Raw genomic sequence first — 14043 nt, 5'->3', positions numbered from 1 at the left:
GTGGGGCGTATGAAGGTGGTGTATGCGGACTCATTCCGCAGCAGTGTTAGCCTAGCCTAACTTCACGCGAATTACGCAACGTTACTGTTCGCTAATGCCCTGACAAGGTCATTTATCGCAACGGTTCCGAAGCCAGTGAGGAGGCTCTGGTGCAGTCAGAGAGTTGGGCCTATGGTATTTCGCATGCGAAATATTGGGCTGCCGGGGGCGCCTTCAGAGCACGTCAGCATTGGCGTGCGGACCAAGGACAGTTTGAGCGGGATCCTGCGGCTGCCGCCGGACGGGGACCCTCAGGCCGCCGTTGCCATCCATCCGGCCACCGCTGTTCCGCAGCGGCTGTACAGCGGTTTTGCCGAGTATCTGGCCACCCGGGGTTTCGCCGTCCTGACCTACGACTACCGCGGAACCGGATCCTCCGGCAGCGCCCGGGAGAACCGGCGGCTGCGGATGCGGGACTGGATGGACGTGGACGTTCCGGCAGCCGCGGCGTGGCTGCGCGCACGGTATCCGGACCTGCCTCACGTCGCCGTCGGGCACAGCCTGGGCGGCCATGCACTCGCACTGGACAACGGAGGAGAAGGGCTGCTCGGGTTTATGACCGTGGCTTCCCACGCCGGAGTGACCCGTTCAATTCCGGACCGGGCGGAGCGGGCACGGGTGGAACTGATCCTGCGGGTACTGGGTCCCGGCTCGGCACGGGTGCTGGGCTACGTTCCCGGGCGCCGGATGGGGCTCGGGGAGGACATGCCCGCGGCTGCGATGCTGGAGTGGAGCAAATGGTCCAGGACCCCCGGGTACTTCTTCGACGACCCCACCATGCATGCCCGGGAGCGGACGGCACGCGTGCGGACCAGCGTGCTGTGCGTGGGCCTGGATGACGACCCCTGGGCGACGCCCGCGCAGATCGGCGTGATTGCCCGCCAGCTGGTCAACGCGCAGGTCCAGACCCGGACCTACGCGACGTCCGACGCCGGTGTGCCGGCAATCGGGCATATGGGGTACTTCCGCCGTGGTCCCGGGGCCGTGCTGTGGCCGGACGCCGCCGGCTGGCTGGCAGAGCGCGCGGGGATCACCGGGCCATGAAATCCGGCAAACCTCCCCGGCTGGTCTTCCTCACGCTGGAAGCCGAACGGCGGCTGGCACGGTGGATCAGCCGCCGGGGACGCAGCCGCGGAATCAGCGCTCCGGCCGCCGGCGTTCTCTTCCACGTCGCGGCCGCGCCCGGAACCACCACCGGCGAGGTGGCAGCCGCGCTGCACGGCTCCGCTGCCGGTACCTCCGGCCTGCTCGCACGGATGGAGCAGGCCGGGCTGATCCACCGGGAACCTGATCCGGAGGACCGCCGGACCATTCGGGTGAACCTCGCCGAAGCCGGTGAGGACGCCCTTGATGATGTCCGGGCGGCAATCACAGACCTCAACAACCTCATCACCAACGGATTCACCGAGGAGGAACTGGAGACCGTGAGCCGCTGGCTGCGGCACGTTTCGCGGTCCGTGGGATAACGGGGTAACTAGGGAGTGTCCACCGGAGCCGGGTGGGTCAGCACGCCGTCCCGCATCCGCACCACCACGTCAGCCAGGGGAAGGAACTCGACGTCGTGTGTCACCAGGATGGTGGCCACCTTGAATTCCTCCGTGACCTCGCGGAGCAGCTTCATGATCGAGGCGGAGCGCTCATGGTCCAGGGCAGCGGTGGGTTCGTCCACCAGGAGCAGTGACGGGTTCCCCATCAGGGCCCGGGCGATGTTCACGCGCTGCCGCTGGCCGCCGGAGAGCTGGTGCGGGCGCTGGCTCGCCTGCCCGCCCAGCCCCACGATGCCAAGCAGCTCCGCAGCTCGCTCCGCAGCCGGGCCGGTGGATTCGCCCCGCAGGTGCGCCACGGCAACGAGCTGTTCAACGGCGGTGAGGGAGGGCAGCAGGTTCGGCTGCTGGAAGACGATCCCAATTTCCTCCCGCCGCAGCCGGGCCCGGCCGGTGTCATCCAGCCCGCCGACGTCGGACCCGTTGACCTCCACAGTTCCGGATGTAGGCGGGATCAGGGTTGCCGCGACCGCCAGCAGGCTTGACTTGCCGGAACCGGAGGGTCCCGCCAGTCCGGTGACGGTGCCGCGGACGGCGGACAGGCTGACGATGTCCAGTGCCCGGACGGTGTTGTTCTGCCCGTCCGGGTATTCGAGGGTGACGTCCTTCAGGACCAGGGCCGTGGTGGTGTTGTTCATGGGAGTGTTCCTGTCTGTAGCTGGTGGAGTGCACGGGGGATCAGTTCCCGCCCAGGGCCAGGAGGGGGTCTACCTTGGTGACGCGGCGGACGGCGAGCGCTGCGCCGGCCAGGCCAAGGAGGAAGACGCCGGCAACGGGCAGCACCGTGGTGGCGGCGGTGGCGGCGAAGGGTGCAGCCGTGGCGGCCACGGCACCCGCAGCGGTTCCGAGCAGGCCCCCGGCTGCCGCCCCGGCGGCGAGGATGACGGCGGCCTGGACCAGTGCGTCCCGCAGCACGTAGGAACGGGTTGCGCCCAGGGCCCGCAGCACTGCAATGTCCCGGGTGCGCTGCAGTGTCCAGACGGTGAGGAAAGCCACGATCACCAGCGCGGAAATGCCGTACAGGAAGGCCTGCATCATGAGCAGGGATCCGTTCTCGGAGCTGTAGGCGGGCAGCGCCGTCAGGCTGTCCGAGCGTTCCAGGCTGGTGGTTCCGGCGGCGCTGTTCGCAGCGTCCATCGCGGCACCGTCCCGCGTGCCGCCGTCGTAGTCCACGGCCAGGACCGTACCGGCAACATCCGGTTCGGTGTGGGCCGCGTCCTTCCAGTCAGAGAGCGAGATCCAGACGACAGGGGTGTGGCTGTACCACTGGTCTTCCACCACGGAGGCAACGGTGAACGGCTGGCCGTTGACGGACGCCTCCGAGCCGGGCTTCAGCCCCAGGTCATCGGCAAATTGCTGGCTGACCACGGCTTTCCCCGGAGAAACGCCCTCCGGCGCGGTGCCGGCGCCGGGGTTCACTCCGAAGATCGCCGCGGAAGCCGTGCCTCCGGCCTGGATGCGTCCCTGGGTGATGCCCAGCGGCTCGGCACTGCTCACCCCGGGCGCGTCCTGCCACGCCTGCAGCTGCTCGGGGGTGACCGAGGATTCGGTGAAGGAGGCTTTGGGGTCGGTGCCCGCAGGCGCGCCGAAGACCACCTCGTCAGCCGGGAGGAGCTTGATGCTGGAGGTGGACTGGTTGGACAGGCCGGCCGTGAGGCCGGAGAGCATCACGAGCAGGAAGCTGATGAGCGCAACGACCGTTCCCATCAGGGCGAAACGGCCTTTCGCGAAGCGCATTTCTCGCAGGGCCAGGTACATGTGGATTTTCCTTTGATCGTGTAGACCGGTTTTCTCGGGATTCCCCCTGCTTCAACTGTTCCGGCGGGGAGGCTGCCCGGCATCGGTGGACCGTACGGTCCGGGCGCATCAAAGGGTGCAGCGGGCGGTCAACCATTCGGTTGATGCGGTGCTGCGGCCCGGTGGCTAGGCTGGCGGTATGTCCGCTGAGTTGGGCCGGCCGCGGGCCGGCGAGCGGGTCCTGCGTGTGCTGCGCCTGGCCCTGCACGTCGGGTTTGCCCTTCTGCTGGCTGTTGCAGTGGGACGGATGCTCCTGATGGCTCCGCTGTCCTGGAATTCCGCAGCAGCCCTGCTGCTTTCTGCCGTGCTGGCTGCCGTGTATGTGGTGGGCACGGTCGCCGAAAAGCGCGCGTCCGACGGCGTGCGGCGACGCCGGGGGCTGCGTTTCGATCCGGAGCGGCACGGCTTGGCCTGGCTGGGGGTGGTCACCGGTCTCTGGGCCCTGCTTCTGCTCCTCAGCCCGGACTTTTCCTGGCTGGCCTTTCCGCTGTTCTTCCTGCAGCTGCATTTGCTGCCCCTGCGTCCGGCCCTCCTCACCGTTGCGGTGACCACTGCCGCCGTCGTTGCCGCGCAGTGGGCGCACGCTCAGGAGTTCCACGCGGCGATGCTGCTGGGGCCGCTGATCGGAGCGGCATTCGCCGTCATTATGGCGCTCGCCTACCAGGCCCTGTATGCGGAGGTCACCAGCCAGGGAGAAGCCCTGGACGAACTGCGCCGCACCCGTGCAGAACTGGCGCGCAGCCAGCGCGAACAGGGCGTGCTGGAGGAACGTGAGCGCCTGGCCCGTGAAATCCACGACACCCTGGCCCAGGGACTGGCCAGCATCGTGCTGATGAGCCGCTCTGCCCGCGGAGCGCTGGACAGCGGGAACCTCGAAACCGTGCGGGGCAGGCTGGACACGGTCGAGGACACCGCTGCGGAGAACCTGTCCGAAGCCCGGCGTTTCGTCCGGGACCTGCGCGAACCGGAGGATGCCCGCGGCTCCCTGTCGGAACGCCTGGCCCGGGCCTGCCAGTCGGTGCAGGAACGTGCCGCCGCGCAGGGCCGGCAGCTGGCCTGCAGTTTCCGGCTGGAAGGTGACCCCGTACCAATGCCGGCACCCTACGAAGTTGCTGTGCTGCGGGCGGTGCAGGCTACGCTTGCCAACGTCCTCCAGCATGCGGACGCCAGCCGGGCAGTGGTCACGCTGGCCTTCCTTGGCGGGGATATCACGCTGGATATTTTCGACGACGGGCGGGGATTCGATGCGGACGCTGAACGTGCCCGATCAGGTCCGCGCCGGGACGGCACCGGCTATGGGCTGATCTCCATCGCGGACCGGATTGCAGCGCTGGGGGGCAGCCTGGACGTTGAATCAGCTCCGGGGGAAGGGACGGCAGTGGGAATCCGGCTTCCGCTTCCCGAACCGCAGCAGGCCGGGGCTGCACCCGGGCCACAGGCATCCGCTCAAGGCACAGGAAAGGAAAGCCGTGGCTGAACTGCGGGTACTGCTGGTGGATGACCACCCCGTAGTGCGGGCCGGCCTGCGCGCCATGTTCTCCGGGTTCGAGGACGTGTCCGTCGCCGAGGAAGCGGCCAACGGCGATGAGGCGCTGCGGATCCTTGAACGTGAGTTTGCGGTAGGCGGAACAATCGACCTGGTGCTCATGGACCTCCAGATGGCACCGGGCATGGACGGGGTCACGGCGACCCGGCGAATCAAGGAGCAGTACCCGAATCTGCCGGTGCTGGTCCTGACTACGTACGACACGGACGCCGATATCCTCGCCGCAGTGGAAGCAGGTGCCAGCGGCTACATGCTCAAGGACGCTCCGCCAAGCAGCATCCGTGATGCGGCCCGGTCAGCTGCGGCCGGACAGACCGCCCTGGCACCTGAAGTCGCTGCGAGGCTGATGGGGCGGATGCGCAACCCGGCACCTTCGCTGAGTGCCCGTGAGATCGAGCTGGTCGAGCTCCTCGCCACCGGTATGTCCAACCGCGCCATTTCCCGTCGGCTGTTCATCAGTGAAGCCACGGTCAAGACCCATCTGGTCCACATTTACGAAAAGCTCGGTGTGGATAACCGCACCGCCGCCATTGCCGTGGCGCGGGAGCAGAGGATTATCCGCTCCTAGCGGCCGGATATTAGGCCGCCCCTCTGGTGGCGGGTTGAGCGCGGGATTAGTCTCGGCGGCCAGGGTAGGAAACAGGGGTCCCAATGTCACCCCGGGAACGTTTCCACCTCATTACTCGCACCCGAGGGGAACCATGAACACTGAGCAGTCTCCTGCCCGCCGTGGAACCACACGCCGCACGCTGCACCGAAGGCTCAGGGGCATCGCCGTCCTGGTGCTGTCATTCCTGCTGCTGCTCCCCTTCGCCGGGCCGGTCCAGGCGCGCATAGGCGAACCAGTCCGGAACGATCCGGTGGGCACCTCCGAAGAGACGGACATCGTCATCACGTCCCTGGGATTTGGGCAGGCCGTCAACGGGGCGCTGCCGCCGGCCGGCACCACCTGGCCCATCGATTCCTATCCCACGTCCATTCCCGCCGGCTACGAAACAGAGAATGTTGACTTCGCGGGAATCATCGAGACCCAGGACGCCCAGGGCACCACCACCGCCCAGATGTACTGCATCGACCTGCGCACTTCTACCCGCGTGGGCATCGGCTACGTCAACGGCACCTGGTCCGAGGCCAATGTCCCCAATATCGGGTACGTGGAGCGGATCCTGAATACCTACTACCCGTCCTCCAACCTGCCAGCGGGGCTCAACAACAACCAGCGGGCGGCGGCAGTGCAGGCAGCCATCTGGTTCTTTACCGACGGCTACGTGGTGAGGCCCGGTTCCCCGATTTACTCGGCCGTGGCCGGAATCGTGAACGCGACCATCGCCGCCGGCCCCCAGACCGAACCTCCGGCACCGGATATCTCCGTCACTCCTGCCACGGCAGAGGCCTCGGTGAACGGCGTGGCCGGTCCCTACACCGTGCAGGCGCAGGAAGGCGCCGAGATTAACGTCAGCGTGTCCGACGGGTTCACTCTCTATGCCGACGCAGCCGGCACCGTGCCCATCACCAACCCGGTTGAGTCCGGGACCCAGGTATGGGTGAGAAGCGATGCCGGAGACACGGGGCCGGCCACCATCCTGGCGCAGGCGGCGGTATCGGTTCCGACAGGAAACGTGTACCTGTACGACGGCGCCACGTCAGGAACCACCACCGCCCAGAAGCTGATCCTCGCCGCCACCCGGACGCTGACCTCCAACGCCACCGCGCAGGCGGAGTTCTTCGAAGTTGGTTCCCTCGCCGTGACCAAGACGATCGACGGTGCGGCAGCCGGCAGCCAGGGAGCCGTAGCCATCAGCATCGACTGCGGCGAGGGCTACCAGTTCACGTTCAACATCGATGCGGGGACCACGGGATCCGTCAGCGAGACCTTCAACGAGATTCCGGTGGGATCCACCTGCACCATCACCGAGCCCACCAACGGAGCCACGGCTACCGTAGCGGTGAGCACCGTCCTGCCGGACCCGGTGGCCATCACGGCAGGGACCACCGCGACGGCCACCGTCACGGACACCTACACCTTCGTACCCGGAACGCTCTCCGTGGGCAAGACCATCGCCGGTGAAGCTGCCGGCGCCCAGGGCGAGGTAGTTCTCACGGTGGTCTGCACCTCAGGCGAAACGCAGGTGGTCAATGACACCATCACCATCCCGGCCAACGCCACGGAGGTCACCCCCACCGAGTACGGAAACCTGCCCGCTAACACCAGCTGCGTGGTCACGGAAACCAGCAGCGGAGAAACCACCAGCATCGCTGTGGAGACCACAGGTACGGGCACGTACACCGTTCCCGCCGCCGGCAGTGTCCAAGCCGCCGTCACCAACACCTACACCTTCAGGACCGGTGTCCTGGGAGTCCGGAAGCTGATCGAGGGCGCAGCCGCGGGCCAGCAGGGCCCCGTGACGCTGAACGTCGTCTGCACCGGCGCCTCTACCCTCAACGAAACGATCACCATCCCGGCGGGAGCAACCGAGATCGATCCGGTGGAATACACCGGCCTGCTCGCCGGCACGAGCTGCACCGTCACTGAAACGGCCAACGGGTCCAGCACCGAGATTGGCGTCGAGACAGTGTTTGAACCGGCTACGGGTACGGTCACCATTCCTGCGGAGGACGGTGTGGAAATCACCGTCACCAACACCTACACGGTGAACCCGGGCTCATTGACTGTCTCCAAGGCCATCGCCGGAGCAGCGGCGGGACAGCAGGGTGAGGTACAGATAGACATCCTCTGCCGGCTCGACGACGTCACGACCTTCAGCACTTCGGTCACGATTCCGGCGGGGACTACCGCACCGCAATCGCAGACATTCACGGACATCCCGGCCGGCAGCGCGTGCGCAGTGACGGAGTCGGCCACCGGCGAGACTGACGAGATCGCCGTCGTCGTCGACCTGCCGGACACCGCGACCATCCCGGCGGGAGGCACGGCAACTGCCGCGGTCACCAACACCTACACGCAGAAACCCGGCATGATCACGGTCTATAAGAATTTCGATGGTCCGGCTGCCGGCAGCCAGGAAGCTGTCCTGGTTGAGGTCACCTGCACGCTGAACGGGGCGACCGTCCTGGAGGAGACCTTCCAGGGCCCGCCGCAGGCGGCTTCCCCGGTCTTCGGCCGCTTCCTGAACGTGCCGGCGGGGGCATCCTGCTCGGTAACGGAACTGGAGGACGGCAGCACCCCGGCCATCCTGGTGGAGACGGATCTTCCGGATCCGTTCACCGTTCCTGCCGGAGGTGACGTCGAGGCCACCGTCACGAACACCTATACCTTCGCTCCCGGATCAATCTCCGTGAGCAAGGTCATCGACGGTGAAGCGGCCGGGAACCAGGACGACATTGTCCTGCAAACGGTCTGCACCCTGGACGGCGAAACCGTCCTCGACGAATCGTTCACCATCCCGGCAGGTTCCACCGGCACTGAATCGACCCAGTATGAGGACCTGGCGGTAGGCACCGAATGCACCGTCACCGAGACGCAGGACGGCGCAACGGAAACGGTTGGCGTCAGCACCGTGCTGCCGGACCCGGTAACCATCGCGGCCGGTGCCGGGGTTGAAGCCGCAGTCACCAACACGTACACCTTCAATCCCGGTTCGCTCAGCGTCAGCAAGGTGATCGATGGCGAAGCAGCCGGCGCGCAGGAGGACATTGTCCTGGGCATCGTGTGCACCTTGGACGGCGAGACCGTGCTGGATGAGACGGTGACGATCCCCGCCGGAACCACCGGTACCGAAACACAGGAGTTCGAAGACCTTCCCGTGGGTACCGAGTGTGCGGTCGCCGAACCCGGCAGCGGCGCGACGGACGCCGTCGCCGTGACGACGATCCTGCCGGAACCGGTGACCATAGCCGCGGCCACGGTCAGCGAAGCAACGGTGACGAACACCTACACCTTCAATCCCGGAACCCTCGTCGTCACTAAGCAGATTGCCGGTGCGGCCGCGGGGCATCAGGGAGAAGTGGTGCTGAACGTGGTCTGCATCCTGGCCGAGGAAACGGTACTGGATGAAACGGTGACCGTTCCGGCCGGGGCCACCGGCGAGGTGATGTCCACGTTCGGCGGGCTGGCTCAGGGCACTGAGTGCGAAGTGACGGAGACGGCAACGGGCGTGAGCAGCGGACTGGAAGTCAGCACGGTCCTCCCCGAACCGGTTGGCATCACCGCCGCCGGGGCATCCGAGCTGCGCGTCGTCAACACCTACACCGCAACGCAGCCGGCACCGCGTCCCACACCGGACCGGCCGGGCAAGAAGCGACTGCCGTCCACCGGTGCTGAGTTCGCAGGCGGCTTCCTGGCCCTCGGTGCCGGACTGATCGCCGCGGGCGGAGCAGGAGTAGCAGCAGCCAAGCGCCGCCGGGGAAGCAGGAGCTAACCCGCAGAAGAGACTGGGCGGCCGGGAAACCGGCCGCCCAGTCTTTTTAATCCCGTCCGGGATTCTCCGGCTCTTTGTCCTCGGAGCGCGGAACCGCTCCGAACCTGCGGTTGACGCCCGAGCCGTGTCCCATCGAGTCCGGGTTCGGTTTGCCCGCAATGATCATCAGCAGGAAGGTCAGCAGGCACACGATGAACGTGATGCACCCGGCAGCCAGCCCCAGCTGCCAGCGCAGTTCGTTCTCCGCGCCGCCCGTGGAAACCACCGCCGTCGTAACTGCCACGAATCCGGCGATGACTCCGGAGGCGATGACGGGGACGTTGCCGTAGTCCGGTCCGTGGGGTGCCCGCTGGGAGGCGGCCATGCGATCAGCTCCTGGGGATGGTGCGTGGATGCTGCCGTTCTGCGGGACATTCTGCCACTGCTCCGGAACAGCAAAAAGGGCCGCAGGCAATTGCCTGCGGCCCTTTTCCGGCTTTTTCCGGAACGGCTCTAAACCTGCGCCTCAACGGCAGCGGATGCTGCGGTGCTGGAGAGCGCGGGAGCGGTATCGAAGCTCATTTCTACGGCGGAAACTCCTCCGGCCACGAGGGCCGAGGCTACCGCAATCCCTGCGAGGAGGGCGGTTGTCCGGTGTGAAGTCCGTTGGCTTGTCCGGGTCTGGAACATAGGTATGTCCTCCTTTCCAGAACGGGGAGGGGACCAGCACGCAGGCCGGAGTGCCCGCGCCGCTGTGCCTCCATTAAGCCTAGGGGCCCGGCAACCGGCACTTGCATAACGCGGCTCACAATCCGCTGATATAGTGCCGTGGTGTTGGCCACGGCGTGCTGTGCGCCGGGTTACGCCGCCGTCAGTGCCGGCGGAGGTTGCGCAGCGCCTGCCAGGCCCCGGTGGACCAGAGGGCCCAGATGACCAGCAGGGGCTGGAAGAACAGGCGGATGAACCGCAACTGGTCAGTATCCAGCCCAAAGCCGTCCGTCCGCGTCACGTACTGGGAGATATTGCCCGGGAAAATCGCGACGAAGAAAGCGGCCGCAGCCAGACCCACCGGGACTCTTCGGCTGGGCAGCAGGGCCAGCGCGGACCCCAGCCCGATTTCCGCGATACCGGAGAGCAGCACCACCTGGTCCTTGTCCAGGGGAACCCATCCGGGGACCTGGGCCTGGAACTCGTCCCGGGCGAAGGTCAGATGGCTGGTACCGGCGAAGGCCAGGAACAGGCCCAGGACGACGGCGGCGGCCCGGCGCGGGCGGCTGGACCGGGGAGCGCGGGCGGTCAGGGAGCGGATCAGCGGGCTGCGGGACATGCCCTGACGCTAACGCATCCGCCTGCCGCCGGAAAGCGAGGCGGCAGGCGGCAGGGATCAGTGACCGAAGCTGTCCGAGTCCAGAATTCCGGCTTCCCCGGTGTCCAGGGCGGACAGATCCGCGATTTCTGTTTCTTCCAAAGCGAAATCGAAGACCGCCAGGTTTTCCGCGAGATGCGCCGGCGACGAGGCCTTCGGGATGGGAACCAGGCCCTGCTGGACGTGCCAGCGCAGTACGATCTGCCCGGGTTTCTTTCCGTATTTTGCAGCAAGTGCGGTGACTACGGTGTCCTCGAGCAACCCGCCGTCCCGTCCGAGCGGGCTCCACGACTCCGTGACGATGCCCAGCCTGTTGTTTGCCTGGCGGGAGGCTTCCCGAACGTGCCGGGGATCCACCTGGATCTGGTTCAGGTCCGGGATGACGCCTGCTTCAGCAAGGCGCTGCAGGTGGGCGGGCTTGAAGTTGGAGACGCCGATCCCGCGGATCAGGCCCTCCTCCAGCAGGCCCGCCAGGCCTAGGACGGCTTCCACGTACCGGTCCTGGTCCGGGTTGGGCCAGTGCACCAGGAGCAGGTCAATGTATTCGGTACCGAGCCTCCGGGCGGACGCGTCAAAGGCGCGGCGGACGCCGTCGCGGCTGTGCCACTGCTTGTTGAACTTGGTGGTGATGACAACGTCGCTGCGTGCGATGCCGCTGCGCCGGATGCCTTCGCCCACTCCGGCCTCGTTGCCGTAATTCTCCGCTGTGTCGAACAGCCGGTAACCGGCCTCTACTGCGGCGGCAACGGCGTCGGCCGCCTGCGCGTTGTCCATCGGCCACGTGCCCATTCCAAGGGCGGGCAGCTCGAGTCCGTTGCGGAGGGTGACGGTGGGGACGGTGCTCATGACGCTCCTTGCAGGTCGGATTCCTTCCTGCGAGCTTAGCCGTCCCCACCGCAGCTGCAACGCCCTGAGATGGACAGCGAGCTACTACCAGTTGCCCGGAGACCGTTCCGGGCGCAGCATTTTGGGAGGCTGGAATGACGCGAAGGAGCCGCCGCGGCCCAGGCCGTCCGCAGAAGAGATCCTGTCAGCCAAGCGGTTGAGGACTCCAGGGGTGGCCAGGTTGGCCCAACGGCCAGTGTCCAGCCTTTCCTGCAGCGTTGTCACCATGGCAGCAACTTCAGCGTCCGCAAAATTACAGTGCCCGGGCCTGTCCACGAAAGCCTCCCGAAGCAGGGGGTTGTCCCCATTCTGACGCACATGTTCGGCGTAAGTCCCCGCCTGGGCCACTGTGGGAGCGGTGTCTCCGGTCTCGTGGAGGGAGAGCACTGGCCCATCTATATCTCCGGCCGGGGTGGCATTGGCCTGCATGTATGCCACGGCGGCGGGATCGGCGGAAATGCGCTCCGCCGAGCCGACCACCCGGAGATCCTCCGTCAGGGAGAGCCCAGCCTCTGCGTAGAGCGAACGGACCATTTGGGACTGGCCTGACTGGGCCAGGGACCTGGCGTAATCGACTCCTGTATTCCACGAGAAGTTCCCGCCGGCTCGCTCTTCCAAGGGTTGCCGGGGAGAAATCACGCCAAACATGAGAGCTGCGTACAGCTGTTGCTGCTGGGCCGCATAGTCCCGGGGTGAAGGAGCTGGCATTCCCCGCTGGGTCCAGACCGGAAGTTGGGCGACTGATGCTGCCAAGGCAATCCGGGCCCGCCCGGCAGGGGTCGCCTGCGCCTCGTCCAAGACTTCGCGGAAGGCCGCCTGGCGGGTTGGTTCGTGCCTGACGTCCACGAGTTCCAGACGCTCGTCACCGGGCGCCAGGAGCATCTTCAGGACGAAGGCGCCGTCAAGACTCCCGTTCAACATAGGGACGGCGCCGGCAACGGAGCCGCACAGGGGCAGCGCTGCATCGAACAGCTGCCGGTGGGCTTCCATATTTGCCACCGCAGTCAGCCCGCCCATGGAAGAACCCCACGCTATGACGGAGTCCGGTTCGCCGAGCTCGGACCGGATCAGCTCGAGGAGCGCCGGCTGGTTTCCGATCAGTCCTTTGACTCCCCATCCTCCTTCCGCCGCCGTGCTCCCGGCGAGCGCGTACCCCTTCGACAGCAACCAACCCTGGAGTGTTGGATTGGGTGCCGAGGCGGCTTCAGGGGATCCGCCGTAACCCGGGTTCCAAACCAAGACTGATCCGTTCCAGTTTGTAGGCCTTTGCAGGACATACCGCCCGCCGCCGGGCAGGGAACCGCGCAGCTCTGCAGGACGCAGCTCGGCGACGGTGAGAGCGGGTTGTCCTACACCCGGTGCGGCATGGGCTGATGGCACAGGACCCTGGGGCACGGCGAAACTGGCCGCGGCGACGGCGGCCAAGACAGTCAGTCTGGCCTGGGCAGTAATCCGGAATCGTGAACTTGAATGTGGCATGAAGTTCCTTCCATGGCGCGTCCTCGCGCCAGACGGAGGTACATGGCTGTAGCAGGAGCGGCGCGGGCTCTGTTCAATCCTGGGAACGAAGCAGCGAGGCCGAGGCCGCGAAGGTGTGGTGCGTGGCCAACTCGGCCAATGACTCGTCGTGTGCGCGCAGGATCCTGCGAAATCCTGATTCGGCTGCCGGGCCCAGGCTGTCATAGAGGGCTGAGCAAACGGCTACGGCGCGGTGCATGGGGAAATTTCGGCCAAGGAGTTCGTGCGGCAGGCGGGGATCTTGCCGCCGCAGGGTCCGCCAATCGGCCATGATCGACGTCCGCAGCCGGAGGACTGCGTCCCCTGTCCGCGTCCCGGAGTCGGGATCGCGTTGACGGACGGCGTCTGTTCCGTCCATGAGGGTTGAGGTCGCCGGCTCCCATCTGTGGATGAATTCCGAATATCCGTCGGCCAGTGCGTCGAGCCCAAAAGCGGACCGGACAGCCTCCATCCCCGCTGATTCCGGCAGGCGGGCTCCGGTGAACACCGTCAGCTGATTCGTCCCCAGGAGCGCTCCAAGACTGGCCTGCAGGCCTGCCACTGCGTCCGAATGGTTTCCTGGCCGCACCCACAGTGCGTCGTAAAGATTGCCAAACCCCAGCTGCCTGAGCTGGTCCCGGAGAACCCTTCGGGTACCTTTCGCATCCTCCGGCAGGGAGTATCCCACCAAGGTCCAGGAACCGTCCCACTCCTGAGGCAGGTGGCTCATAAAGAGTGATTGGACGTGCCGGTTGATGCGCTCCCGGCTCATGGGGGAAACCGAATAGGAAGTCTGCCTGCCTTCCTTTGTCCCAACGAGGAAGCCCCTCTGCGCCAGTCTTTGAATTGCGGCGCGTGCTCCGCTGGGAGTGACTTCGAAGACCTGGAGCAAGTCCACCAAGGCGGCGGAGGGAATCGGCTCGCTGCGCGCATGCCAATAATCGCCCAGGAGTACGGTCAGCAACTGCTGGGGGCGTGCGCCGTTCTGGAACCGCGGGAGAGTGGGCATGG

The 14043-nt window shown here is 66.4% G+C and carries 12 protein-coding genes; 5 read left to right on the top strand and 7 right to left on the bottom strand.

Going from position 1 to position 14043, the window contains the following annotated elements; genetic code table 11:
- The first annotated feature begins 183 nt into the window (after positions 1-183).
- Positions 184-1083 carry an alpha/beta hydrolase family protein gene (locus tag GD628_RS04510; protein ID WP_091601321.1) on the top strand — a complete coding sequence of 300 codons (900 nt, stop codon included), beginning with the start codon at positions 184-186 and terminating at the stop codon, positions 1081-1083.
- Positions 1080-1505 carry a MarR family winged helix-turn-helix transcriptional regulator gene (locus GD628_RS04505; RefSeq protein WP_152273937.1) on the top strand — a complete coding sequence of 142 codons (426 nt, stop codon included), beginning with the start codon at positions 1080-1082 and terminating at the stop codon, positions 1503-1505. Before GD628_RS04510 ends, GD628_RS04505 begins: the two co-directional genes overlap by 4 nt.
- Positions 1506-1513: 8 nt before the next feature.
- On the opposite strand, the gene GD628_RS04500 is transcribed toward GD628_RS04505, so the two are convergent.
- Positions 1514-2221, bottom strand: a complete 708-nt coding sequence (locus GD628_RS04500; protein WP_152273936.1) for an ABC transporter ATP-binding protein — start codon at positions 2219-2221, stop codon at positions 1514-1516.
- Positions 2222-2261: 40 nt separating this feature from the next.
- Complete coding sequence (locus GD628_RS04495) at positions 2262-3341, bottom strand: ABC transporter permease (protein ID WP_152273935.1); 1080 nt, start codon at positions 3339-3341, stop codon at positions 2262-2264.
- A gap of 178 nt (positions 3342-3519) precedes the next feature.
- Here GD628_RS04495 and GD628_RS04490 point away from each other — a divergent pair, with 178 nt between their 5' ends.
- From GD628_RS04490 to GD628_RS04480, 3 genes are all read left to right on the top strand, one after another.
- Entirely contained in the window at positions 3520-4857 is a 1338-nt protein-coding gene (locus GD628_RS04490; protein WP_152273934.1) for a sensor histidine kinase, read from the top strand.
- Positions 4850-5494: a response regulator gene (locus GD628_RS04485; protein ID WP_091601331.1), complete on the top strand. Its 645-nt coding sequence runs from the start codon at positions 4850-4852 to the stop codon at positions 5492-5494. Before GD628_RS04490 ends, GD628_RS04485 begins: the two co-directional genes overlap by 8 nt.
- A gap of 133 nt (positions 5495-5627) precedes the next feature.
- On the top strand, positions 5628-9305 hold the full coding sequence (locus GD628_RS04480) for a thioester domain-containing protein (protein WP_152273933.1): 3678 nt from the start codon (positions 5628-5630) through the stop codon (positions 9303-9305).
- A 46-nt stretch (positions 9306-9351) separates the two neighbouring features.
- On the opposite strand, the gene GD628_RS04475 is transcribed toward GD628_RS04480, so the two are convergent.
- The 5 genes from GD628_RS04475 to GD628_RS04455 form a co-directional block, all read right to left on the bottom strand.
- The gene (locus GD628_RS04475; protein WP_091601335.1) at positions 9352-9669 is read right to left on the bottom strand and encodes a hypothetical protein; all 318 of its coding nucleotides are present in this window, start codon (positions 9667-9669) and stop codon (positions 9352-9354) included.
- A 486-nt stretch (positions 9670-10155) separates the two neighbouring features.
- Positions 10156-10611: a DoxX family protein gene (locus GD628_RS04470; RefSeq protein WP_152273932.1), complete on the bottom strand. Its 456-nt coding sequence runs from the start codon at positions 10609-10611 to the stop codon at positions 10156-10158.
- Positions 10612-10668: 57 nt separating this feature from the next.
- Complete coding sequence (locus tag GD628_RS04465) at positions 10669-11496, bottom strand: aldo/keto reductase (protein ID WP_091601339.1); 828 nt, start codon at positions 11494-11496, stop codon at positions 10669-10671.
- An 84-nt stretch (positions 11497-11580) separates the two neighbouring features.
- Entirely contained in the window at positions 11581-12774 is a 1194-nt protein-coding gene (locus GD628_RS04460) for a hypothetical protein (protein WP_152273931.1), read from the bottom strand.
- Between the two features lie 313 nt (positions 12775-13087).
- Positions 13088-14041: a PaaX family transcriptional regulator gene (locus GD628_RS04455; RefSeq protein WP_152273930.1), complete on the bottom strand. Its 954-nt coding sequence runs from the start codon at positions 14039-14041 to the stop codon at positions 13088-13090.
- Positions 14042-14043: the final 2 nt, after the last annotated feature.

The sequence above is a fragment of the Arthrobacter koreensis genome (assembly GCF_009193255.1).
Classification (GTDB): domain Bacteria; phylum Actinomycetota; class Actinomycetes; order Actinomycetales; family Micrococcaceae; genus Arthrobacter_B; species Arthrobacter_B koreensis.
Note: the sequence above shows the minus strand (reverse complement) of the source record. Positions and strands in the feature narration are given on the sequence as shown.

Bases quoted from the DNA above. Each gene is read 5' to 3' on its own strand.
- GD628_RS04510 (WP_091601321.1), top strand. From the start codon at position 184: ATGCGAAATATTGGGCTGCCGGGGGCGCCTTCAGAGCACGTCAGCATT.
- GD628_RS04505 (WP_152273937.1), top strand. From the start codon at position 1,080: ATGAAATCCGGCAAACCTCCCCGGCTGGTCTTCCTCACGCTGGAAGCC.
- GD628_RS04500 (WP_152273936.1), bottom strand. From the start codon at position 2,221: ATGAACAACACCACCACGGCCCTGGTCCTGAAGGACGTCACCCTCGAA.
- GD628_RS04495 (WP_152273935.1), bottom strand. From the start codon at position 3,341: ATGTACCTGGCCCTGCGAGAAATGCGCTTCGCGAAAGGCCGTTTCGCC.
- GD628_RS04490 (WP_152273934.1), top strand. From the start codon at position 3,520: ATGTCCGCTGAGTTGGGCCGGCCGCGGGCCGGCGAGCGGGTCCTGCGT.
- GD628_RS04480 (WP_152273933.1), top strand. From the start codon at position 5,628: ATGAACACTGAGCAGTCTCCTGCCCGCCGTGGAACCACACGCCGCACG.
- GD628_RS04475 (WP_091601335.1), bottom strand. From the start codon at position 9,669: ATGGCCGCCTCCCAGCGGGCACCCCACGGACCGGACTACGGCAACGTC.
- GD628_RS04470 (WP_152273932.1), bottom strand. From the start codon at position 10,611: ATGTCCCGCAGCCCGCTGATCCGCTCCCTGACCGCCCGCGCTCCCCGG.
- GD628_RS04465 (WP_091601339.1), bottom strand. From the start codon at position 11,496: ATGAGCACCGTCCCCACCGTCACCCTCCGCAACGGACTCGAGCTGCCC.
- GD628_RS04455 (WP_152273930.1), bottom strand. From the start codon at position 14,041: ATGCCCACTCTCCCGCGGTTCCAGAACGGCGCACGCCCCCAGCAGTTG.